Raw genomic sequence first — 22,506 nt, forward strand, 5'->3', positions numbered from 1 at the left:
GCCTAGGTTTTGTCGATATCAGGCGCGTCGACGGCTTTCATGCCAACCACATGATAACCCGCGTCCACATGCAGGTTCTCACCTGTTACGCCGCTGCCCAGATCGCTGAGCAGATAAAGCGCCGAATTGCCGACATCGTCGATGGTCACGTTGCGGCGCAGGGGTGAATTCAACTCGTTCCATTTCAGGATATATCGGAAATCGCCGATACCGCTGGCGGCCAGGGTCTTGATTGGACCGGCAGAGATCGCATTGACGCGAATACCGTCCTTGCCCAGATCTTCGGCCAGATATTTTACCGACGCCTCCAGCGCCGCCTTGGCGACGCCCATCACGTTATAATGCGGCATCACCTGTTCGGCGCCGTAATAGGTCAGCGTCAGCATCGCGCCACCATCGGGCATGATCTTTTCGGCACGCTGCGCCACGGCAGTGAAGGAATAGACTGACACATCCATTGTCATCAGGAAGTTGTCGCGGCTGGTATCGACATAGCGACCGCGCAGTTCGTTCTTGTCGGAAAAGCCAATGGCGTGGACCAGAAAGTCGATCTTGCCCCAGGCTTTCTCGATCTCGGAAAAGGCCGCGTCGATTGAAGCGGGGTCAGACACGTCGCAATCAAATAGATTGGTAACCCCCAATTGTCCGGCCAGCGGCTCCACGCGTTTCTTGAACGCGTCTCCCATATAGGTAAAGGCCAGCTCGGCACCTGCATTGGCACAGGCCTTGGCAATGCCCCAGGCGATGGATTTGTCATTGGCCAGGCCCATGATCACACCGCGTTTGCCCGCCATCAGATTATTCGACATATCGTGCCCTCGGCCTATTTTCTTGTTATATGATTTCTTTAGGCGATTGGTCTTTGGGCATCAAGTGCATGGCGTTAGTCCGCCGATTGAGCCTGGCTGAAACAAATGCAACCTTGATATGTTGGCGCTAGCGGTCTACGCGCGTAATAGAAGATAGTAGCGAGTTGGGGAAATGACGGAACGCGACGGCGTATTCGCAGGTGACAATCCTTTTGAAATCGCGCGGCGTTGGCTGGGCGAGGCCGAAGGCGTTGAGCCGAACGACCCCAATGCGATAGCGCTGGCCACAGTCGACCCTGACGGTCTGCCCAATGCGCGGATGGTTCTTCTGAAAGAGATCGAAGACGGCGGGTTCGTGTTTTACACCAACTATGGCAGCGCCAAAGGGCAGGAACTGGACGCGACCGGTAAGGCCGCTTTGGTGATGCATTGGAAATCTTTGCGGCGTCAGGTCCGGGTGCGCGGTCTGGTCGAACGCGAGGATGGTCCGCAGGCCGATGCCTATTACGCCTCCCGCTCTTTGCAAAGCCGTCTGGGGGCCTGGGCGTCGCGACAATCGCAAGAACTGCCATCGCGCGCATCTCTGATGGCAAAGGTGGCGAAAATCACTGCCCAGAAAGGTACAAATCCGCCGCGCCCGCCCTTCTGGGGAGGTTTCAGAATTCGTCCCGTTGAGATTGAATTTTGGGCGGATGGCGCCTTTAGGTTGCATGACAGGTTTGTCTGGCGCCGCGACACGGTGGATAAATCGTGGCAAATTATGAGACTAAATCCATGACACTCGCGTCACGTAAAATGCAACGCGTTGAACGCAAAGGGGTTTTAAGGCTTGCATGCCGGGGACGAGTGGCGCAAAAGTTGTTGAAGTCTTGGGGAATGAAGACTGTTGGGTAGGACAAAGTGACGAAAGACAATGAAGGTACCCGCAGAGTAAAAGGACAAGTTAAGTGGTTCGACCCGGTAAAAGGGTTTGGATTCGTAGTTGCCGATGAAGGCGGGCCGGATATTCTGTTACACGCGAATGTGCTGCGTAACTTCGGACAGAGTTCTGTCGCGGATCGCGCGGGCATTGAAATAGATGTCCAGGACACTGACCGTGGTGTCCAGGCGGTCGAAGTGCATTCGATCGAGCCCCCTCAGGATGCCATTTCCTCGGGGTTGTTAGATCTTGATGACGTTGATCCCGATATCATCAGCGCGGCCCCCCTGGAACCCGCACGCGTCAAGTGGTTCGACAAGGGCAAGGGGTTCGGCTTTGCCAATACCTTTGGCCGCGACGAGGACGTGTTCGTTCACATCGAAGTGTTACGCCGTTCAGGCCTTGCGGATTTACAACCGGGCGAGGCCGTGGCAATCCGTGTCATCGAAGGCAAACGTGGTCGAATGGCAACAGAGGTATGTGGATGGGAAACTGCGGTAAAGGAATAGCCGCTGCATTTTGTCTGCTACTGTCGGTTGTGTCGGCTTCAGCCGCTGAATGCCGTGACGATCAGGTGCTTTTGCGGGGCGATTGGGGGCAGGCGCGGTTCACCGTGGAGCTTGCGAATGACGAAGCCGAGCGCAACCAGGGTCTGATGTTCCGCGAAAACCTGCCGAAAAGCGCCGGTATGCTCTTTATCTATCCCAAACCCGACCGGGTAGGATTCTGGATGAAGAACACGCTGATCCCCCTTGATATGATCTTTCTGGACGAAACCGGGACTGTGAGCCGTTTGCATTCCAACGCCATTCCTCATGATGAGACACCGATCATGGGCGGAGAAAACATTCTGGCGGTGCTAGAAATCAACGGCGGCATGGCCGAAGCGCTTGGCATCTCGGAGGGTACCGAATTGCAACATCCGGCATTCGATCCGCAGAAGGCGGCATGGCCCTGCTGAACATTCCTACGCTCGCAAGAGCTTTAGGGCTTTTCAATCTCGTTATTCGGAATTAAGTAGGCCCCCGGTCCGGGGCGTAGCGCAGTCTGGTAGCGCACCTGTTTTGGGTACAGGGGGTCGCAAGTTCGAATCTTGCCGTCCCGACCATCTTCCTCCTGTTGAAATCCAAGCGATGATTCTGCTGGTTCAGGCGGTCGCGATGCACATATTTGTAACATTATTGCGTCACGGCCAGTCGTGAGATCCGCAAATTAACCGTTGCTTAATCTGTGTTAATTTATTGGGGATTATAGTTTCATTCAGTGAAACACTGGTCGATCATTTCATGAAATACACCTTCTAAACCAGCCGAATAAAAAGGGTTTCCCGGATCGTCAAATCCGGCCTGGCCTGATTAATCTTTATGAAGATTTGCCGGAATGAATCACACAAACGTGAGCGGGCATTTCCGATTGCGTACGTCAACGGTTTTTTCCAAGATTTTTTTAAAAATTTTCGTTGACCATGTAGGGGTCAATACGTCAGGTTGTATGAACCGGCCAGCAAGCCACAACATATAGTGGCGACGGCCAGGCAGGGACCACAAACCCAAACATACCCGAACGTATCATCGGGGCACGTATGAACCGCCGCAAACTACGGTTGTGGCGGGGGATAGGTTTCTGCCGCGAGGAGAAGGGCAGTCGGCTCGCTATGTCAGGCCGACAATTGACATCAATAGCTGGATCATGGGGCAGCGCTAAAATGAAAATCGAACGTAAATTCACCACCGCCGGTCAGGACGCTTATGCCGCGCTGGATTTCAAAACCACCAGTTCAGAAATCCGCAACCCGGATGGCAAGATCGTGTTCCGCCTGGATGCGGTCGAAGTACCGACGGGATGGAGTCAGGTTGCCAGCGATGTCATCGCGCAGAAATATTTCCGCAAGGCTGGCGTGCCTGTGCGCCTTAGGAAGGTGAAGGAAAAAGACGTTCCCGAATTTCTCTGGCGTTCGGTTCCCGATGGGGACGATGTCGAAAAAGGTGGTGAGACCAGCGCCAAGCAGGTCTTTGATCGTCTGGCCGGTGCCTGGGCTTACTGGGGCTGGAAGGGTGGTTACTTCACCACCGAAGAGGATGCGCAGGCCTATTTCGACGAGATGCGCGTGATGCTGGCCAAGCAGATGGCCGCCCCCAACAGCCCGCAATGGTTCAACACCGGCCTGCACTGGGCCTACGGCATCGACGGTCCCAGCCAGGGCCACTACTACGTCGACCACAAGACCAAGAAACTGACCAAGTCGAGCAGTGCTTACGAGCACCCGCAGCCCCATGCGTGCTTCATCCAGTCGGTCGCTGACGACCTGGTGGGTGACGGTGGCATCATGGATCTGTGGGTGCGCGAGGCGCGTCTGTTTAAATACGGTTCCGGCACGGGCACGAATTTTTCCTCCCTGCGTGCCGCCGATGAGCCTCTGTCAGGCGGAGGCAAGTCCTCCGGCCTGATGGGCTTTCTCAAGATCGGTGACCGGGCAGCAGGTGCCATCAAATCCGGCGGCACCACCCGTCGCGCCGCCAAGATGGTGATCTGCGACGCCGATCACCCGGATATTCAGGAATTCATCAACTGGAAGGTCAAGGAAGAGCAGAAGGTCGCCAGCATTGTCGCCGGTTCCAAGATGCACGAGGCTAAGCTGAACGACATCTTCAGCGCCATTCGCGCCTGGGATGGCAGCACCGAGGATTCAGTTGACCCCAAGAAAAACGAGCAGCTGAAGGACGCCATTCGCGGGGCGAAAAAATCAGCAATCCCCGAGACCTATGTGAAACGCGTGCTGGACTATGCCAAGCAGGGCTATGACAGCATCGAATTTCCGACCTACGACACTGATTGGGACAGTGAGGCCTATGCGTCGGTCTCGGGGCAAAACTCCAACAACTCGATCCGCGTCACCGATGCCTTCCTCAAGGCGGTTGAAGATGATGCCGACTGGGCGCTTCTGAACCGTACCGATGGCAGCGTCGCCAAGACCATCAAGGCGCGCGACCTGTGGGAAGATGTGGGTCACGCGGCCTGGGCCTGCGCCGATCCGGGCATCCAGTACCACGATACCGTGAACGCCTGGCACACTTGCCCGGAAGACGGTGAGATTCGCGGCTCAAACCCTTGTTCCGAATACATGTTCCTTGATGACACGGCCTGCAACCTGGCGTCGATGAACCTGCTGACCTTCTACAAGAACGGCACATTCGACGCTGAATCTTATGTCCACGCCACACGCCTCTGGACTGTCACTCTGGAAATCAGCGTGATGATGGCGCAGTTCCCGTCACAGGAGATCGCGCAGCTTTCCTATGAGTTCCGCACCTTGGGGCTGGGCTATGCCAATATCGGCGGCCTTCTGATGAACATGGGGCTGGGCTATGACAGCGATAAGGGCCGCGCGCTTTGTGGTGCCCTGACCGCGGTGATGACCGGGGTGTCCTACGCCACCTCCGCCGAAATGGCCGGAGAGCTGGGACCGTTCGCGGGCTACAAACGCAACAGCGATTACATGCTCCGGGTCATCCGCAACCATCGCAACGCCGCCTATGGCGCGACCGAAGGCTACGATAACCTTGCGGTCAAGCCGGTACCGCTTGATCTGGCAAACTGCCCCGACAGCCGCTTGGCCGAATTGGCGATGGCCAGCTGGGACGAGGCGCTGAAGCTGGGTGAAAAACACGGCTACCGCAACGCGCAGGCCACGGTGATTGCACCCACCGGTACCATCGGTCTGGTGATGGATTGCGACACGACGGGCATCGAGCCTGACTTCGCGCTGGTCAAGTTCAAGAAACTAGCCGGGGGTGGCTACTTCAAGATCATCAACCAATCGGTGCCTGCCGCCCTTGAAAAGCTGGGCTATGGCCCTGCCCATATCGAGGAAATCGTCAGCTACGCGGTCGGCCACGGCACCATCGGCAACGCGCCGGGTGTCAATCATACCTCGCTGATCGGTCATGGCTTCGGCCCGAATGAGCTGGAAAAGGTTGATGCAGCGCTGGGCTCGGCCTTTGATATCCGCTTTGTCTTCAACCAGTGGACGCTGGGCGAAGAATTCTGCACCAACGTGCTGGGTATCCCGGCGGCAAAGCTCAACGACCCAACCTTCGACCTGCTGGCCAGCCTGGGATATTCCAAGGCAGATATCGAAGCGGCCAATGATCATGTCTGCGGCACCATGACCCTTGAGGGCGCACCACATCTGAAAGAAGAGCATTACAGCATCTTCGATTGCGCCAACCCCTGTGGCAAGAAGGGCAAGCGGTATCTCGATGTGAACAGCCACATCACCATGATGGCGGCAGCGCAGTCCTTCATCTCGGGTGCGATCTCCAAGACGATAAACATGCCCAATGACGCGACGATCGAGGATTGCCAGAAGGCTTATGAGCTTAGTTGGTCCCTTGGTGTCAAGGCCAACGCGCTCTATCGCGATGGCTCGAAACTCAGCCAGCCGCTGGCAGCGGCCCTGGTCGAGGATGATGACGACGCGGCGGACGTGCTGGAAAGCGGCAATCCGCAGGAAAAAGCCGCTGTGCTGGCCGAAAAGATCATCGAAAAGGTGATCGTCAAGGAAATCGTCAAATCGCACCGTGAAAAGATGCCGGAACGCCGCAAGGGCTATACCCAGAAGGCGGTTGTCGGCGGCCATAAGGTCTATCTGCGCACGGGCGAATACGAAGATGGGAACCTGGGCGAAATCTTCATCGACATGCACAAGGAAGGTGCCGGTTTCCGGGCGATGATGAACAATTTCGCCATCGCCGTATCGGTCGGGCTGCAATATGGTGTGCCGCTGGAAGAGTTCGTCGATGCCTTCACCTTCACCAAGTTCGAACCGGCGGGCATGGTGCAGGGCAACGACTCGATCAAGAACGCGACGTCGATCCTTGATTACATCTTCCGCGAACTCGCGGTCTCGTATCTGGATCGCACCGATCTGGCGCATGTGAAGCCCGAAGGGGCTAGCTTTGATGATCTGGGTCGCGGTGAAGAGGAAGGGGTCTCGAACATCTCCGAGATGTCCGAGACCGGTGCCAACAAATCGCTTGAGGTGCTGAAACAGATCAGTTCGACGGGCTATCTGCGCAAGCGTTTGCCACAGGAACTGGTCGTGCTTCAGGGCGGACAGTCGGTGGGCGCGACGGCACTGAGCGGTTTCGCCGATCCGGTGGGCACGCTGGAGACGCTGGTGCCGGAAACCTCGGTAGCAGTGGCCAGTTCGACGACGTCGACCACCGCTGTGGCCGCCGCAACCATGGACCCGCGCACCAAGGCCAAGATGCAGGGCTACGAGGGCGACCCCTGCGGCGACTGCGGCAACTACACGCTGGTGCGCAACGGCACCTGCATGAAATGCAACACCTGCGGCGCGACCAGCGGGTGTAGCTAAGAAACTCGCGTCCTCCTGGGGGCGCGTAGGGGTCGCGGTTCCCTCCAGGGCCGCACCCCGACGAACACACCTTCAGATCCGCGCGGGATCAGAAGGGCACGCACAGGGTGGGGGGACTTACAGGCTCCGACCCACCTTACCCGGAGCGGGTGCGCTCGCTCCGACGACACTCAGGCCGCAGGCAGAAACCGGGCGGTATAAATAGTGAGCTTGAGTGGCGAAACTACCGGGGGGCTTCGGCCCCCCGTTTTTCTGTTGCGGTGCAAGTTATAGTGGTAGAAAAGCGGCCCATGTCACAACCTCGTCTCAGTATTTGTATTCCCGCCTACGATATGGGCGGCAAGGGTGCCGAATTCCTTGCGGCGTCATTTGATCGCCTGCAAAATCAAAGCTTTACGGATTTCGAAGTGGTCGTCTCGGACCAGTCCGACAGCGATGGCGTGGCGCAGGTCTGCGCGCGCTACGGGCAGGATCTGACCATCCGGCGGGTCGATTTCCGCGATGGTCCGCGCCAATCCTCGGCCAATGCCAATAATGCAATGCGCCATGCCTCGGGGCGTATCCTCAAGATCCTGTTTCAGGATGATTTCCTGTGCCGCGACGATGCGCTGGAACAGATAGCGGGTGGATTTGACGACCCGGCCAGGCGCTGGCTGCTCTGTGGGTCGGGCGTGTGCCGCGATGGGGTGAAGGTGGAAAAACCGATGGTGCCGCGTCTGAATGCGCGCCTGCGGTTTGGCCGTAATACGGTCTCCAGCCCGTCGGTTCTGGCGATCCGGGCCGAGGTCGGGCTGCATTTCGATGAGAACCTGATCTGGCTGATGGATGTGGAATTCTATGACCGTTGTGCGCAGCAACTGGGCGCGCCGGTTATCCTGCCAGAGATGCTTGTGGCCAACCGCCTGCATGAGGGGCAGGTGAGCGCGATCGTCACGAAATCGCGCCGCCGGGCCGAGCTGCGCCATGTCTGGCGCAAGACCAAGGCGCGGGCAGGGTGGCGTGATTTCCGTGCCTTTGCCTATCAGTTTCTGAAAGCGCTTTAGGGGCCGGAGCCCCGGCGCAGTGATGAAATCGACGGGCGCAGGGCCGATAAATCCGCGGCGTTCCGACCGCCGAGACACCCTGCCGATGCGCCTGAGGCGGGAGAATCGGGTTAACGCGCTGAAAACGCTGGAAAACCCATGTCGGTATAACGTCGGTATTTTGTCGGTATTACGTCGGTGTCGAAATCGGTGTTTTGCCGGGTTAACAGGGCGTGCGGTTAAAGGGGATGGCAAAACGAGTAACGCCACCACTCATGACACGGGCGCGGCCCGGCGGATGTCTTTGACGGGTTTCGTTGTTCAGGGAGAACGCCCGGTGAGCGCTGGATTGGGTCATCACGCGGTCAGAGTGCAGTTTTCCAGGATGTAGCGCCGGACCGCTGCGACCGGCGGTGCAGATAGACGCTGTGATCTGCACAACAAAGAAAGATCAACCGGATCTGTTGACCAGTCCGGAAGCAGCCGAACAAGTGTCTTCTTGTGGACATCCGGCTGCGTCAGGATTGAAGGAAGCAATGCGGCGCCGTGGCCTTCTTGAACGGCGGCATGGGACAGCTCCATCGTGTTGACCCGCAGACCGACGCAGGGGACCACTGACTGGCGACGCCCATCCGCGTGTTGGAACGCCCATTCGGGGTCTTCCTGAATTCTCAGGACACAGGGGGCGTTTGCAAGATCCGATAGCTTTGTGATGGGCCCTGTCAGTTCTAGAAAGGCCGGGCTTGCATAAAGCGCCCTTTGCGCCGACGGCAGGGTGGCGGATACATATTTGCCCTTCGAGGCGGGGCCGGACCGAAAGGCCAGGTCGATATCATCCGCCGCGAAGTCGGTTTTTGAATCATCTGCGTGCAGCTCCAGGTCGATATCCGGGTAACTGGTCCGCAGCCCGGCCAGTAGCGGAACGAATACCGTGCCAAGAAGGCTGTTCGGCCCGGAAATCGACACCCGCCCGGCGACCGCACCGCTTTTCAGAAGCCCCAGATTGGCTGCGGTTTCCATCGCGGCATCGACCGGTCCAACGCAAAGATCAAAAATCCGTCGGCCTGCCGCGGTCGGGGTTACCGCCCGGCCCGAACGGTCAAGCAGGGTGAGCCCCAGCTCGGCCTCGAAAAACGTGATTTTCTGGCTGATGGCGGATTTCGTGGTCTGGAGTTCATTGGCCGCCGCGCTGATCGAGCCGGCGCGCACCGTGGCGACCAGAGCCTTTGCACAGGTATAGAATCTATCGTTCATATTTTTGAACGGTAGTTAATAAAGGAGATATTTTCCAGAACAATTAAGCCGCTTACCTTGACCGTATTCGCAGAGTTCTACCGGGGGCATTAACCGCCCGCAGACCTCTCTGCCTTCTTCAGACGATCCAGAAAGGAAATGTCGTGACACGCAAAAAACCAAGCTTGGAAAATGCGGCCATTGTTCTGATTGACCATCAGATTGGCACCATGAACTGGGCCAAATCCGTCGACCGTAGCCTGATCGAGGCAAACACCCGCGCGCTGGCGCGTCTGGCCGTGGACCTCGGGATGCCGCTGGTTCTGACCTCCAGCATGGAAGACCATATGCAGGGTCCGCTGATGCCCGCATTGGAAGGGATTGCGCCAGAGGCCTTTGCGGCCCGGATCAAACGCCCGGGCGTCGTGAACTGCTGGGACGACGACGCCTTTGCCGATGCTTGCCGCAATACCGGGAGGACGCATTTCGTCATGGCGGGGATCACCACCGATGTCTGTCTGGCCCCGCCTGCGATCAGTGCCGTGGCCGAGGGGTTTGAGGTGACGGCCATCGTTGATGCATCGGGTTCACCGACCGCGCTGACAGACGAAATGGCCTTTCGTAAAATGGAGCGCGGCGGTGTTGAGCTTACGACCACCAGCGCCTTGCTTGCTGAACTTGCCATCAACTGGACCAGTGAGGCGGGTCAGAAAATCATGCAGATCCTGGGCGAAGAAATCCTCAGCCAGGGGTGACGCCGGCTTGGGAGACAAAACCGTAACACGGCCACCCCGATGGGATTGGCCGTGTTTGCGGTTTCGGAACAGGCAACCGCGTTTATTGCGTACTCAATGGAGGGGCCAAGCCCGGCATTCGGCAGCAGTCAAATTCGATTTTTCCGTTTCCGCAAGGCTGCCATTCACGCTTGATGCCGCGATTTTTCCATCGCGCCGGTCAGGATGCGGCCCTATTTGCCGCTTACCGTTTCGCGGAGAATGTCCAACGCCCAAAGGTTTGGCGAGGTCACAATTTTATAATTGGGTCGCGCGGCGCATGGGTGATGATTTCAGGGGTATCATTTGTGACGATGGCCGTTTCTCCGACCGCCATCGACAGGCCGGTTTCGCGATCATTGAGGATCATATGTGTGAAAAATGTCATGTTTTCTTCTAGCACCTGCGAATTGCCCGAGAAAATCAGCGGCTGTTCCATCCAGGTCGGCGGCCACATCGCCCCCATCGTGTACCCTGCAACCGTCAAAACGGCATCATGTTCGCCCCGGTCTTCGAGCACGGACCGATAGGTGTCAAAAAGCTCGCCCACCGTCCTGCCGGGGCGCAGAACTTGCTGAACGGCCTCAAGCGCGGCCACGCTGGTTGCGTGCATCCTGAGGTGCCGGTCTGAAACCTCGGGGCCGGTCAGAACCACCCCCATGCACGCAACATGGTAATGCCGGTAGGCCAGCCCCAGTTCCAGCGTCACCTGATCGTTTTCCAACACATGTTTGCGGCCAGAGGTATAGCGCAGATTCAAAGCGGATTCGCCGCTGCCGAAAGGGGGGATATGCGCCGGAAGATCTGCATCCAGCCGGAACAACGTGTCGTAAAACGTTGCATAGATATCGCCCTCGAAAGCGCCGGGATGGGTGGCGTCGATCACCTTGTCCATGACGGTATCCATGATTTCGCCAGCCTTGCGAAAATAGGTCAGCTCCCGGGGGCTTTTGACCAGGCGCAGTTCACGGATGAAATCGGGTGCAATGATCAGATCGCACCACCCCTCAAGTTTGGTCTGGATTTCCAGGAAGAGGCGCGGCGTCAGGCCCATGGTATCGACCTGAATGCCGATCTTTTTCCCGGCCATGCCGTGTGATTGCAGCATGGTCTGGATGTGATCTGCCCGGGTCTGCCCATCCCCGTCCGGAGAGGTCCGGACATCATCGCAGATCGAGGAGTATGAGATATTTCCCAGATCAGCGGGTCGTGCCAGATGGGTCAGGGCGCCGTCCGTACCGACGAACATGCAGCCGAAAATACAAAACCCGTCGGATTCGTACCCCGTCAGCCAGTACATGTCTTCGATTTTGAAAAGCAGGAGACCATCCAGGCCCAGCTCTTCCAGACGTATCCGGGTTTTTTGCTGGCGTTGGGAAAATTCCTCGCGGCTGAAATGGATATAGGGTTTTGCCATGGACCGACTACACTCCAACAATGCATCAAATCCAAGGCAAATCTTGGTGGCCGGACGCAGGATGCTGGCGGCCCGGACGGGGCATCCGTCACGCGGTTGAACGCTGCAAGAGGGCGGTTGGATCGTCGTCAGCTTTCCCGGATGTGACAGAAAGAGGTTGTTCCAGGAACAAGGGCTTGTTCAGTATCCGGGGGCGAAGGCGCCGAGCTGATTGTCAAACGCAGAGCCATTTTACGTGTCGGTGGCTTGGCAACGCCACGCCGATGGCTGGTCATCCCGCCCCCGGGAAAGTTCACTTGATCTTGCCAGGCAGGCTGAGATCACCCGAGGCGACATCGAAAACATCCACGACGCACAGCAATGGCGAGTGGATATTCGCGTTTACGCGCAAGGCAGAGGTCACGCCGTCATAAGCGACATCCGCGAGTTCGACATCGCTGCGGAAGCCAACGTTGATCGCGATCTCGGGGCCATCGAACAGCGGCGTGAAACCCGGACTGTCCAGGAAGATTGGAAACCCGGGCCAGGTCGCTGGCAGTTGCGGTGTCGTCCCTTCGGGAATGTCGCGCACCGCAAGCGCACCGGGTCCGCAGGCTTCGGTCGGCGTCAAGACGACCCAGTGGCTGTGCCAGATGAGACCGTCATTGGTCGGATCGCCATCGTTGTTTTCATCATAGAGCGGCGTGTCGTCAAAATCCGGGTGGCTTGTTGCTGCCATCGCAAGAATTCCGGTATTGCCCTCGAAGCCAACCGCGGATGGATCAAGCGACGTGGGCCAGACATAGGAGAGCACGTTTGCTCCACCGACTTCGCCGGTGGCTTCCGGAACATCTGCACCTGCGGTGCCATTCGTGGTCATGTGGAACGTCACGACATTGCCTTTGCGATGGGCATGCGCCGCCAAGATATCGAATGAAGCAACCTTGGCTGTATCCGCGTCGGACAGGATTGCACCGTCTTGATGGATGGCGTGATCGTGGTCGCCTTCGGCGATTGCTGTCGTGCCAAGCAACGCAACAGCGGCAGAGAGCGTTAAAAGCGATTTTGTCATGTCGAGTCCTTTCAGGTGGTTTCGACTCACTATTAGTATCGAGTCGAAACTATTGCAATAGTAATTTCGACTCGATACAATAACCGCATGACCACAGACACTCATATCCGTGACCTAATCAATCGGCTTGCCAGGCTGGATTCAGCCGCTGGTTGGGAAGGGGACCTGAACCCGACTCAGCGTGCGATGCTTGGCTATCTTGACCGGGCGAACCGGTTTTCCAGAAGCCCGTCACATGTATCGGATTATCTTGGCATAACTCGGGGAACGACAACCCAATCGCTGAAGTCGCTTCGGCAAAAAGGCTATGTGAACGAGCGCCGCTCGGATATTGACAAGCGCGTCGTCAGCTATGACCTGACCCAGACAGGGCGTGAGGCGGCGGCAATCCCGGCACCGCTGGAGGAGAGCCTGTCGGCGCTGAACGCGAGTGATCAGCAGGCGTTGCGGCAATTATTGCAAAACATGCTTCAAGACATTCTTGCCAAAAATGACGGGCGTGAATTCGGGCTATGCAAAACCTGCAGGCATCACCGGGAACGCGACAGGGGACCCTATTGTGCGTTGCTGGACGTTGCGCTGACGCGCGATGAACCCCACCAGATTTGTCACGAACAGGTCAGCGCATGACCCGGGGGGATATTTCTGCCCGGATTGATGGGCTGTTTATCGGAAAGGTCGAACATCGCTGGAACGGGCGTGACCCGTCAGCAATTGGCAAGCGGGCGGTTTCGGGCCTTTGGCAGATTGACGAAAACGGTTTTGTAGAAGACGCGCAGGCCGATCTTGAAAACCACGGCGGCTACGACAAGGCAATTCATCACTATGCGGCGGATCACTACCCGTCCTGGATATCAGAGGGTGAGATCCCCGAACGCACGCTGCCCGCTGCTTTCGGGGAAAACATCTCCTCGTGCGGATTGACCGAGGAAACATTGTGTATCGGAGACATCCTGCGACTGGGGACGGCAGTGGTGCAGATCAGCCAGGGCCGCCAGCCTTGCTGGAAGGTATCTGTGCATACCCGGAACGAGCGCATGGCGTATCTTTTCCAGAAGACCGGGCGGACCGGTTGGTATTACCGGGTTCTGGAAAATGGAAAAGCGGGCGTGGGGGACGATGTGAAACTGATCGAGCGCGCGCAACCTGACTGGTCTGTGAAACGCGTTACAGCGGCGCGCCTGACCCGGCGCGTTTCCGAGGAAGAGGCGGCAGCTTTGGCCGTGATGCCGGAACTGGCCGGTGGATGGCGCACCGCATTCGCCAAGATGGCGTCGGGCGATAGGACAGAAGACACCACCAGGCGGCTGGGAGGGTAGGGGTTGTTGGCGCGTGCTGACAGTCGCGGCAATCATGGGAATGTCAGTTTGCCACGGTTTGTCGGGGCGTTCCCGAAGTCAGGACAGGATGGCCGCGCCAGTCTGAAACCAGCTAAGATGTGCCGGAAAGATTGAACACGAATATGTGCAGATCTTTATGTCCGCACGTATCGCCGCGATAATTCTTCGCGATCTTCATAGGATGCCTCGAAAATAGGGGCCGCCAATGTGGCGCGCATGTGTAAAACACCCTCGCCCGTGTTGCGAAAGCCGTGTTTGCATCCGGCTGGGATCAGGACGCTTTGATTGTCGGTTGCAAAATGGGTGTCATCGCCACACCAGATTTCGGCCTGACCCTGCATGACTTCCAACACCTCTTCGACGGCATGCAAATGCAGGGGCGCGCCCAGCCCCGGATCGCAATACTGGTCGAAAATACACAGTTGATAGGCACCGTTGACCGACGATACCCGCATTCTGGTGCGTACGCCCGGTCGCCATTCCTCAATGTCTTGGGTGTTGTTGTCGAACATCGCCATATCAGGCCTCCTTGCCATTCAAGGTCATAATCCAGTTTTCAGAAACATTGCTGCCGCTATTGGTGAATATTTTGGCGATCGGACAAGACCGGCGCAAATTGGTTTTGACGTCGGTCAGCGCGTCCTGGCGACCCTGCGCGGAAAGGGTGATCGTGATAGCGACATCGGGAAACGGGATTTCGATTTCTTCTTCCAGCATCACACCGCGACGGTCAAAGCGGGCGTTCAGCGACTGGACGTCCAGCCCGGTCTTTTCCGTAGGCGATGCGCCCAGATTGGTGCCACCATGTTCAACCGGTTCATCAATGATTGTCACCAGATCGCGGATAGAGACATCTGTGCGTGCATGAGACGGGCATCGTGCTGTCATCCCGACCGGCACCGTTGTTTTTGTCGTCTCGTCATGTCGTCCCCTTCATTTTATCTTTCCCGCGCGCCGGGCCCTGATCGCGGCCACCGCCGACAGGGCCGCCACCGCCGATGTGCGCGGATTCTCCGGCAGCGGGATGCTCTGCAAATGGCTGGTGAAGGAGCCAAATCTGCCGCTGACCGCCAATTCGTGGGAATTCCGGGTGATGTCCGGGTCAGCGATCAAGGTGACCCGGGTGCTATCGGGCCCAAGGCCGTTCTGCGCCACGATGGCACAGACATTGGCGTTCTTTGGGTAGAGCTGCGCGGCCTCTCTTGCGGTGCCGGAAAATAGCGTGACGGGCGCGGTGCAACCCTCAAGATCAGTCACGTTTTCAGCCGCGCTGCCCAGCCATGCCTTGGGTGGTTTGCGGCTGGTGATGTGAACTGTCTCAAGACCGCCATCTGACAGGGCCCGCAACGCATCGACCCCTGCAAGAGCACCGGACAGGATTTCTATGCGGGTGTTACCATCCTGCGCTGCAATTTCCAATGCACGCACCGTATCGTCATTGGTCATCGCCCCCGCGGACAGAACCCCAAGGTCAAGACCGTGGCGCAGCACATCAGGGCCGAAATCGCGCAGACCGTCATGACCGGCACATTCGATGGCATAGTTCAGCTGGACGCCGCCGAGTTGTGACATATCCGAGGCCACCACGATATCGGGGGAAAGATGTGCGGCATAATGGTGGACGCGTTCCGGGCGTACCAGCACAGCCCTGACATCCACCCCCTCGATGTGCTGAACGGCGTCAATGATATGCTCACCAATCGCGCCACAGCCGATCAACACTACCGATACCGCGGTCAAGGGCGCAGAGGCGTCGCAGAGAAAGGGCAAAACCTGTTCCAAATAGGTTTTCGGGTTGGTCATGGGCAGAAAATGCCCGCCTGCAGGCTTTATCTGTAACCTTGCATCCGGGATCAGCCGGGCCAGTCGTTTCGACATATGAACAGGGACAACCTGATCATCCTGTGTCGCGAACACCAGCGTCGGCTGCGTGATCTGCGGTGCATACCCTGCATTGTCGAACGCCAAAAGCGCATCAATCCGGGTCAATAGCACCGCCGTATCGCTTTTCTCAAGGGTCATCTGTTCCCAGGCGCTGGCTTGCTCGGGGTTGTCGGCGATTTGTGCGGCGCTCATCACGGCCAGGACCTGGGCCTTGGCATAGGCTGCCAGCCCCAACTCGGCCAATATCTGCCGTCTGAGGGCAAATCCGCGTTCAAACGCCTTATCTGGCGCCACCCAGGTTGAGCTAAGGACCAGCTTGCCGATGCGGGCCGGGCAGCGCAGGGCCATGATCTGTGCAACAGCCCCGCCCATGGACTGCCCGATCACATCTGCCTGATCCACGTCGAGATGATCCAGCAGCGCAAAGGCCAGATCGGCAATATCTTCCAGTGCCAACCGCCCATTGACCCCGGCAGAGCCGCCGCTGCCCGGGTAATCAAAAGAGATCACCCGAAAGTGCTGGTGCAAGATAGCCGCCGCCCCGGCCCAAAAGGCAGATTGCCCGCCAAGACCGGGGATCAGGAATAGCGGCGGACCAGCCTTGCTATCGGTAAAGGCGATAGGCCCGTGTTTGGAATTGAAATGCGGCATCCTGCATGTCCCGTTGGTTTGAGGCAGGTTAAGTCAGAAATTCATGATAAAAAATACCAGAATAAGTAGTAATATTACGAAGAAAGATTCATGAATGGATATGAACCAGACCGATTATCACCTATTCAAGGCCATCGTTGATGCGGGCAGTTTTGCCAATGCGGCCGAGATGCTTGGCAAAACGCCCTCGGGTCTGAGCCGCCGTCTGACACGGCTTGAGGACCGGATCGGTCAACGCCTGATCACCCGCACCACGCGACGCCTGACACTCACCGACAAGGGCGAGGCATTCTTGATCCATTGCACCAAGCTGATCGAGGATATGGCGCGGGCCGAAGCCGAGGTCGGATCGCCCGACGCCGAGTTGGCCGGTATTCTTAAAATCAAGATCATCGCCGCCTATGCCACACGCGGTTTTCTTCCGATACTCAACGGCTTTCAAACGGCATATCCCCGCATCGTTCCCTGGCTGATATCCGAAGGCACGGCAGATGGTGGGCAAGCGGACATATTGATCTCATCGGTCGACACTCCGGTTGGTCAGAACTGCCACATTCTCGAAGAAAATCCGTGGGTTCTGTGTGCCGCCCCGGCATACCTGGAGGCGCATGGAACCCCGCAGACGCCCGCAGATTTAAGTGAACATCGCTGCCTTGTTCTTGATATCGCGGGCAAAGTGCAGCGGCGCTGGCGCTTTCATGCCCAGGATGAAGTGATGGATATTCTTGTGTCGCCATGCCTGATCGGGTTTGGGGATACGATCCATCGAGCCGCCCGCGACGCCCGGGGTATCGCGCGCCTGGCCTCTTTCCTTGTGCGCCAGGATCTGGAAAACGGCGATCTTGTGCCTCTACTGTCAGAGTATTCAGGCAAGGGAAAACGGGCGATTTGTGCGCTGCCCGGCGACAGCGTTTCCCACCTGACCAAAGTCCGCGCGTTCTTCGATTACCTCTCCCGTTTTCACCGCAAAGACGGTGGCGGGGACTGAGCGCTTCGAACCTTCCTCGCGACAGTGGTGGCGATCGCGAAGAGGCAAAAAGCCGTCATTGGATAAACGCGCACCAGTGGACAAGAAAGGCTCCAACCAGCCATGGCCGGTATGCGGGACAAAGCGCCATTTCGCTGCGGCTGCGCCAAAGTCGGCTTCTCGCTTTGCTTTTAACTAGCGGTCGTTTTTTCTGTTGTCAGAAACAGTACAAGAATTGGTCAAATCTTTTTGCTCGTCGGTCGGTGCTTCCGTCGCATATCTCGACTCTGGGATGGCCACATGTCGTGCTGGAAGGAGAGTACTTATGAAAAACATAATTCCGCACTCATGTACGGCCCTGTCACCCTTTCGGATTAATCTCCTTGGTAGCGGACAAATTTCGAGTTAATATTGGCTTGCCAGGCTATGAGCATAAAGTCTCAATAGAGGGGTTTGTTCAGCCGTAATCATACAAGTGAACGCTATGCCAGAGCTTAGACATTGCCATAATTGCTATTTTTGGTCCGCTGTTCGGCAAAATGCCAACGACAACCCCAGAGAAGCCAAATGCCAACTGAATCCTCCGGAAGCTGAGAAGTCGCAACCCACAACCGGGCTCAATGATTTCTGTGGTTCTTGGCTTCATAAAGAAGACCCGCCACCATCGCGGCGTTTCACACTTGGCGCGGTCGCAATGCAAAGTCTTCCGGGGACAGTTCTTAAAACAGCGTTTGGCGCTCTGCTCGGTCCAATCGCGATGAAGGTTGATCCATCCGAGCTTTCGTCTAACTTTACGTCGGCTAAATTGATCGATGATGAGTTCCAGCACCAAGAGTGGAAGCGCGACGCGAGTTCAAAAGTCGAAATTCAGGTTTTTGTTGTAGTGGAAGAAGCCAACCCCATCCAGAAATCCATGTCGACGACTTGAACAAGAGGATCGCGTGCGCAGGCGAATGGAGTGCCGAGGGGCGGGGTATGCATAGATCATTCGCAAGCTTGGTGTTTAGCGTTCAACAGTGCTTATCGTGCTAAGGAGAAATAGAGTGAGTTTGTTGATAGTTCGGGTTGGAGTAGCTGCATTGGTACCGCTGGTCTGGAGCGGACAAGTATATGCTTGCGAGTATGAACAGCGCTCTATCCATGACGCACGGGACGCGTCGAAGGGTGGTTTTGTCATACTCGTCGGTGTCGAAGGGTATGGAGCCTCTGCTCTGTGTGGTGCTGGCGGTGGCTTCAGAGTGCGGGCTCTGGCCGAGCTTCTCTCAGAAAGAACAGGCTACGCAGCATACATATATCAAGGTGAAAGAGAGCGGACAGTTCTTTTCATCAATGATCAAGCCCAGTTAGACATAACCGATGTGGAGATAGACATAATTCTAGCCAATACAGATGTATTACTTGAAAAAGGTGGCTTGAATTACGAGCGATAAGGTGATGCTGGGGCTCGCGCGGTTCGCACCTATAATGATTATTTCGACAACAACACAAATGATAGAAAGCGGCACAGGCCGTAAGAAGCCTGGCACTGAGATTGCAATAAATCAGGTGCCACAAACCCTAGGCAAAGCGTTGTTTTATTTTAGCCGTTTTTGGTCTGGCAACGGAAGCGGACATTTGTGCACTGCGCTGCATTCAACACTTTGGGCTCAAAGCCGTCGTTCCGGTCTGGCTCATGCGGTCACTCGCGTAGTTGCCATTCTTCCCAGATGAACGGGTAGCACCAGGCGCAGTCGTGGCTGGCCTGCATTGCGGCGCGGATGTCTTCGCGGTCGGCGATCTGGCTTTCACCCTTAAGGTGGAACTGAACCTGCATCCGCTGGATGCGCTTTAGAATGCCAGCCCGCATCAGCGCTGGCAGCAGATCGTATTCCGCGCCGCCGATGTTGAATTTGACCAGGTCGATATGCGGGAAATCGAACGTGTCGAAATAGCGTTTCACCGACACGACATCGACCGTCGCTTCGACGCCACTGATGGATTCCTCGGGCAGGGGCAGTTTTCCCTCGGCCGAGCCAAGCGCGTAGTCATAGACCTTGACCCGGTCATCCTGACGATACTTGTCGCGCAGGTCGGCGGCCTTGCGGGGGTGCGGTTCAAACAGGTGAATGGTGCAATCGGGTTGCTGGATCAGCACGATATCGGCCCATTCGCCCTTGCCGCCGCCGAAATCGAACACGGTGCCGCCCACGGGCACGCTCATGTAATCGTAAAGCAGCGTATGGCCCCGTTCGCCGCGCCACAGCCGCAGGGCGTCATAATAACCGTCTTTCCAGGGATGCTGGCGACGATCCCGCCAATTCTTCAGCACGTCCAAAGGTTAGTCCTTAAAATTTACTACCTACATCTCTAAGCAGAGCCGCCCGCGCGCGCAAGCCCGCCTCAGAGCAGATCTGCGGTTGGTGCATTTGTGCCAAGCCCGACCTTGATGCGCAATTTGGCCCGTGCCCGCGCCAGTCGGGACATCACCGTACCCAGGGGCAGGCCGGTGATTTTTGCCAGCGACAGGGGGCTGGTTTCACCCGACGCGACCAGCTGCATCAGCTGTGCCTGCGGATCGGGCAGCTTGGTGATCGCGACCTCAAGTTCATGCACCGCCAGCGTGGCAAAAACATCCGGTGCGGTCGGTTCATCCACCTCGTTCAGCTCGGCCCCCGGCACCTGATCGCGCAGCCATTGTCGGTACTGGTTTCGCAGCGCGGTCATGGCATAGGCGCGCAGGTCTTCGATATCGTGATCCTCTTGCAGGCGTGTCCAGAGTTTCAGCAGGACCTCCTGGCACAGATCCTGCGCCTGATCGCGGTTTCCCGTCAGATGCCGCGCCAGGCTGGCCATTTGCGGCATCAACGCGACAAGGGCATCGGGCAATTTGGTCGGGCAGGGCATGTCAGCATCTCCTTATGGATCAAACTGATGCATAACCTGCGCCCTCAAACCCTTGTTTTCAAATGGGGAGATTCCGCCGATTGCAACAGGTGCGCCTTTTTGGGCGGGCTTCTGCCTGTTGCAACCTATGCGATAGGCGCTCTGCCGCGCGGGGGCAGGATGATGGCTTTCAGACCGGACGCAAACCCGGCATTTGACGTCTTCATACACAAGGGTCGCGAAACGCGCGCCCCGTCGCAAACTTGTCCAAGGAGACATTAAATGACCAAGTTTATCGTAATCCTGCTCGGGCTGGGCGTTCTGGCCAATTCCGCCATTGCCATGGGCGAAAAGGCGATCGAGGTGGATGCAAACGGCGACGGGCTGATGACCGTTGATGAGGTTCAGGCCGTTTATCCCGACATCACCGCCGAAGTGTTTGCCGAGGTCGATACCAACAATGACGGCGCACTCGACGATGCCGAAATGATTATGGGACAGGAGAAAGGCCTGATCCCGACGCCAAGTGACGGCTGAAACAAGCTGTCACGCTCCCCCGGGTCCACCGTTCCCCAGATAGCGGATCCGGGGGAATATCGCGACCATGCGCATCCCTCCCGCACTGCGTAGACCGCTAGGTCGCATATCACGCCGCCCTCGACACCGGTCGGGGGCGGCGGTTTTTCAGGCTCAGACCGCCTGTTCTTGCGTGTCGGCCTTGTCTTCTTCGGTATCTTCCTCGGCAAGCGGATAGATCGTCCAGCCGGTGATGCCGAACAGGATCGTCACCAGCGGTGACAGCCAGCAGAAGAAGGCGAAGGGCAGGTAAGCCAGCGTGGCCACGCCCAGGGTCGCCGCCTGATAGGCCCCGCCCGAGTTCCAGGGCACGAGGTTCGCCGTTACCGTTGCTGAATCCTCGACGGCACGGCTCAGGTTTTCGGGCGCCAGACCACGATCGCGGTAGGCTTGCGCATAGGTGCGCGCGCCCATCACGATGGCCATATACTGGTCGCACAGGATCAGGTTCGCCCCGATCGACGTCAGCACGGTCGACACGATCAGTGAGCCTTGTGACTTTGCCGCCGCCAGAATGCGGTCGGCAATCGCCTTGAGCTGATTGGTCCGCTCCATCACGCCGCCAAACATCATCGCGACGATAACAAGGCTGATCGTATACAGCATCGAGTTCATGCCACCACGGCTGAGCAGGCTGTCCACATCCTCGATACCGGTCTCCGCGGTGAAGCCGTTGAAGGACACGTCCAGCAGGGTCTCGTAATTGGCGCCTTGCAGGCCAACCGCGCAGAGCGCCCCGGCCAACACGCCAAGGGTGATGCCGGGAATGGCCGGCATTTTCTTGAAACTGACGACCAGAACCAGCACTGGCGGCAACAGAAGCACCGGGTTGATGGTGAAATTCTCGTTGAGCGTATTGAGCATGGTTTGTACCCGCTCAACCTCACCCTCGCCGCCGCCATAGGACATGCTGATCACGATCTCGATGATCAGGGTCAGGGTAATGCTGACGCCGGTGGTGTAGGACATGTGCTTGATATGCGTGAACAAATCCGTGCCCGCCATGGCCGGGGCCATGTTGGTGGTGTCCGAGAGCGGCGACATTTTATCGCCAAAGTAAGCACCCGAGAGCACCGCCCCTGCGACCAGCGGCAAGGGAATGCCCAGGCCGCCCCCGATGCCCATCAGCGCCACGCCGATGGTGCCAGTGGTGCCCCAGCTTGTACCGGTGGCCAGCGAGGTGATCGCACAGATCACTACGGCGGCAGGCAGAAAGATCGACGGTGACAGCAATTGCAGCCCGTAATAGATCAGCGTCGGCACCACGCCCGCCAGAATCCATACGCCGATCAGCACGCCCACGATGATCAGGATGATCATGGCGGGCAGGGCGTTGTTGATGCCGCGCACCATTCCGTTCTGAACGTTTTGCCAGCTGAACCCACAGCGCAACGCCACAAGGCTGGCCACGACCACGCCCAGAAGCATCGGGATATGCGGATCAAGCCCGTAGACCACGATTGATACGCTGATGCCCGCAACAAGCGAGAAAAGCGAGATCAGGGCCTCGATCATCGTCGGTGCACGCGCACCGGCAGGAATGTCAGTCTTCATTGTCCTCTCCTTTATTTTTGTTGGCTAAAATGCCGAATAATCACTGGGCACAAAGGTACGGGTCCCGA

22 protein-coding genes and 1 tRNA gene are annotated in these 22,506 nt (G+C 57.5%); 13 read left to right on the plus strand and 10 right to left on the minus strand.

Annotated elements, in window-relative coordinates:
- Positions 1-2: 2 nt before the first annotated feature.
- Positions 3-809 (minus strand): enoyl-ACP reductase FabI, encoded by an 807-nt coding sequence (fabI, locus tag Q1B27_RS01330; protein ID WP_299842473.1) that lies wholly within the window; start codon positions 807-809, stop codon positions 3-5.
- Between the two features lie 172 nt (positions 810-981).
- Between fabI and pdxH the strand changes: the two genes are divergently transcribed.
- The 6 genes from pdxH to Q1B27_RS01360 all read left to right on the plus strand — a co-directional run bounded on the left by pdxH (position 982) and on the right by Q1B27_RS01360 (position 8,151).
- Positions 982-1,587 carry a pyridoxamine 5'-phosphate oxidase gene (gene pdxH / locus Q1B27_RS01335; RefSeq protein ID WP_299842476.1) on the plus strand — a complete coding sequence of 202 codons (606 nt, stop codon included), beginning with the start codon at positions 982-984 and terminating at the stop codon, positions 1,585-1,587.
- Between the two features lie 122 nt (positions 1,588-1,709).
- Positions 1,710-2,237: a cold-shock protein gene (locus tag Q1B27_RS01340; protein ID WP_299842479.1), complete on the plus strand. Its 528-nt coding sequence runs from the start codon at positions 1,710-1,712 to the stop codon at positions 2,235-2,237.
- The gene (locus tag Q1B27_RS01345) at positions 2,213-2,689 is read left to right on the plus strand and encodes a DUF192 domain-containing protein (RefSeq protein WP_299842482.1); all 477 of its coding nucleotides are present in this window, start codon (positions 2,213-2,215) and stop codon (positions 2,687-2,689) included. The genes Q1B27_RS01340 and Q1B27_RS01345 overlap by 25 nt, the downstream gene beginning before the upstream one ends.
- A 70-nt stretch (positions 2,690-2,759) precedes the next feature.
- Positions 2,760-2,836: transfer RNA gene (locus Q1B27_RS01350), tRNA-Pro, on the plus strand.
- Between the two features lie 597 nt (positions 2,837-3,433).
- Entirely contained in the window at positions 3,434-7,108 is a 3,675-nt protein-coding gene (locus tag Q1B27_RS01355) for a vitamin B12-dependent ribonucleotide reductase (protein ID WP_299842483.1), read from the plus strand.
- Between the two features lie 290 nt (positions 7,109-7,398).
- Positions 7,399-8,151, plus strand: coding sequence for a glycosyltransferase family A protein (locus tag Q1B27_RS01360; RefSeq protein ID WP_299842486.1), 753 nt, complete (start codon positions 7,399-7,401; stop codon positions 8,149-8,151).
- Positions 8,152-8,487: 336 nt separating this feature from the next.
- Here Q1B27_RS01360 and Q1B27_RS01365 read toward each other — a convergent pair whose 3' ends face one another.
- The gene (locus Q1B27_RS01365) at positions 8,488-9,384 is read right to left on the minus strand and encodes a LysR family transcriptional regulator (RefSeq protein WP_299842489.1); all 897 of its coding nucleotides are present in this window, start codon (positions 9,382-9,384) and stop codon (positions 8,488-8,490) included.
- A 143-nt stretch (positions 9,385-9,527) separates the two neighbouring features.
- On the opposite strand from Q1B27_RS01365, the gene Q1B27_RS01370 reads away from it, so the two are divergent.
- Positions 9,528-10,118 carry an isochorismatase family protein gene (locus Q1B27_RS01370; RefSeq protein ID WP_299842492.1) on the plus strand — a complete coding sequence of 197 codons (591 nt, stop codon included), beginning with the start codon at positions 9,528-9,530 and terminating at the stop codon, positions 10,116-10,118.
- Positions 10,119-10,386: 268 nt separating this feature from the next.
- Here Q1B27_RS01370 and Q1B27_RS01375 read toward each other — a convergent pair whose 3' ends face one another.
- Both Q1B27_RS01375 and Q1B27_RS01380 read right to left on the minus strand, forming a co-directional pair.
- Positions 10,387-11,553: a Xaa-Pro peptidase family protein gene (locus Q1B27_RS01375; protein WP_299842495.1), complete on the minus strand. Its 1,167-nt coding sequence runs from the start codon at positions 11,551-11,553 to the stop codon at positions 10,387-10,389.
- 292 nt (positions 11,554-11,845) lie between these two features.
- A complete protein-coding gene (locus Q1B27_RS01380; protein WP_299842498.1) occupies positions 11,846-12,604 on the minus strand; it encodes a hypothetical protein in 759 nt (252 codons plus the stop codon).
- An 87-nt stretch (positions 12,605-12,691) separates the two neighbouring features.
- Between Q1B27_RS01380 and Q1B27_RS01385 the strand changes: the two genes are divergently transcribed.
- A complete protein-coding gene (locus tag Q1B27_RS01385; protein ID WP_299842501.1) occupies positions 12,692-13,234 on the plus strand; it encodes a MarR family winged helix-turn-helix transcriptional regulator in 543 nt (180 codons plus the stop codon).
- Complete coding sequence (locus Q1B27_RS01390; RefSeq protein WP_299842503.1) at positions 13,231-13,923, plus strand: MOSC domain-containing protein; 693 nt, start codon at positions 13,231-13,233, stop codon at positions 13,921-13,923. Before Q1B27_RS01385 ends, Q1B27_RS01390 begins: the two co-directional genes overlap by 4 nt.
- A gap of 155 nt (positions 13,924-14,078) precedes the next feature.
- Here the strand turns inward: Q1B27_RS01390 and Q1B27_RS01395 are convergent, their stop codons facing one another.
- The 3 genes from Q1B27_RS01395 to Q1B27_RS01405 are packed head-to-tail and all read right to left on the minus strand — an operon-like array spanning position 14,079 to position 16,479.
- The gene (locus tag Q1B27_RS01395; RefSeq protein WP_299842506.1) at positions 14,079-14,462 is read right to left on the minus strand and encodes a cupin domain-containing protein; all 384 of its coding nucleotides are present in this window, start codon (positions 14,460-14,462) and stop codon (positions 14,079-14,081) included.
- A 1-nt stretch (position 14,463) separates the two neighbouring features.
- The gene (locus Q1B27_RS01400) at positions 14,464-14,832 is read right to left on the minus strand and encodes an OsmC family peroxiredoxin (RefSeq protein ID WP_299842509.1); all 369 of its coding nucleotides are present in this window, start codon (positions 14,830-14,832) and stop codon (positions 14,464-14,466) included.
- Between the two features lie 45 nt (positions 14,833-14,877).
- Positions 14,878-16,479, minus strand: a complete 1,602-nt coding sequence (locus Q1B27_RS01405; protein ID WP_299842514.1) for an aspartate dehydrogenase — start codon at positions 16,477-16,479, stop codon at positions 14,878-14,880.
- Between the two features lie 94 nt (positions 16,480-16,573).
- On the opposite strand from Q1B27_RS01405, the gene Q1B27_RS01410 reads away from it, so the two are divergent.
- The 3 genes from Q1B27_RS01410 (at position 16,574) to Q1B27_RS01420 (ending at position 18,876) form a co-directional block, all read left to right on the plus strand.
- Complete coding sequence (locus Q1B27_RS01410) at positions 16,574-17,467, plus strand: LysR family transcriptional regulator (protein ID WP_299842517.1); 894 nt, start codon at positions 16,574-16,576, stop codon at positions 17,465-17,467.
- A gap of 463 nt (positions 17,468-17,930) precedes the next feature.
- A complete protein-coding gene (locus Q1B27_RS01415; protein ID WP_299842520.1) occupies positions 17,931-18,374 on the plus strand; it encodes a hypothetical protein in 444 nt (147 codons plus the stop codon).
- 115 nt (positions 18,375-18,489) lie between these two features.
- A complete protein-coding gene (locus tag Q1B27_RS01420) occupies positions 18,490-18,876 on the plus strand; it encodes a hypothetical protein (RefSeq protein WP_299842523.1) in 387 nt (128 codons plus the stop codon).
- A gap of 248 nt (positions 18,877-19,124) precedes the next feature.
- Here the strand turns inward: Q1B27_RS01420 and Q1B27_RS01425 are convergent, their stop codons facing one another.
- Together Q1B27_RS01425 and Q1B27_RS01430 are read right to left on the minus strand one after the other, a co-directional pair.
- Positions 19,125-19,754, minus strand: a complete 630-nt coding sequence (locus tag Q1B27_RS01425) for an FkbM family methyltransferase (protein WP_299844819.1) — start codon at positions 19,752-19,754, stop codon at positions 19,125-19,127.
- Between the two features lie 71 nt (positions 19,755-19,825).
- The gene (locus Q1B27_RS01430) at positions 19,826-20,329 is read right to left on the minus strand and encodes an RNA polymerase sigma factor (RefSeq protein ID WP_299842526.1); all 504 of its coding nucleotides are present in this window, start codon (positions 20,327-20,329) and stop codon (positions 19,826-19,828) included.
- A 261-nt stretch (positions 20,330-20,590) separates the two neighbouring features.
- Between Q1B27_RS01430 and Q1B27_RS01435 the strand changes: the two genes are divergently transcribed.
- Complete coding sequence (locus Q1B27_RS01435) at positions 20,591-20,845, plus strand: EF-hand domain-containing protein (RefSeq protein WP_299842529.1); 255 nt, start codon at positions 20,591-20,593, stop codon at positions 20,843-20,845.
- A gap of 153 nt (positions 20,846-20,998) precedes the next feature.
- Here the strand turns inward: Q1B27_RS01435 and nhaC are convergent, their stop codons facing one another.
- Entirely contained in the window at positions 20,999-22,438 is a 1,440-nt protein-coding gene (gene nhaC / locus Q1B27_RS01440; protein WP_299842532.1) for a Na+/H+ antiporter NhaC, read from the minus strand.
- Positions 22,439-22,506 lie beyond the last annotated feature (68 nt).

Source organism: uncultured Roseovarius sp. (assembly GCF_947489715.1).
Lineage (GTDB): Bacteria > Pseudomonadota > Alphaproteobacteria > Rhodobacterales > Rhodobacteraceae > Roseovarius.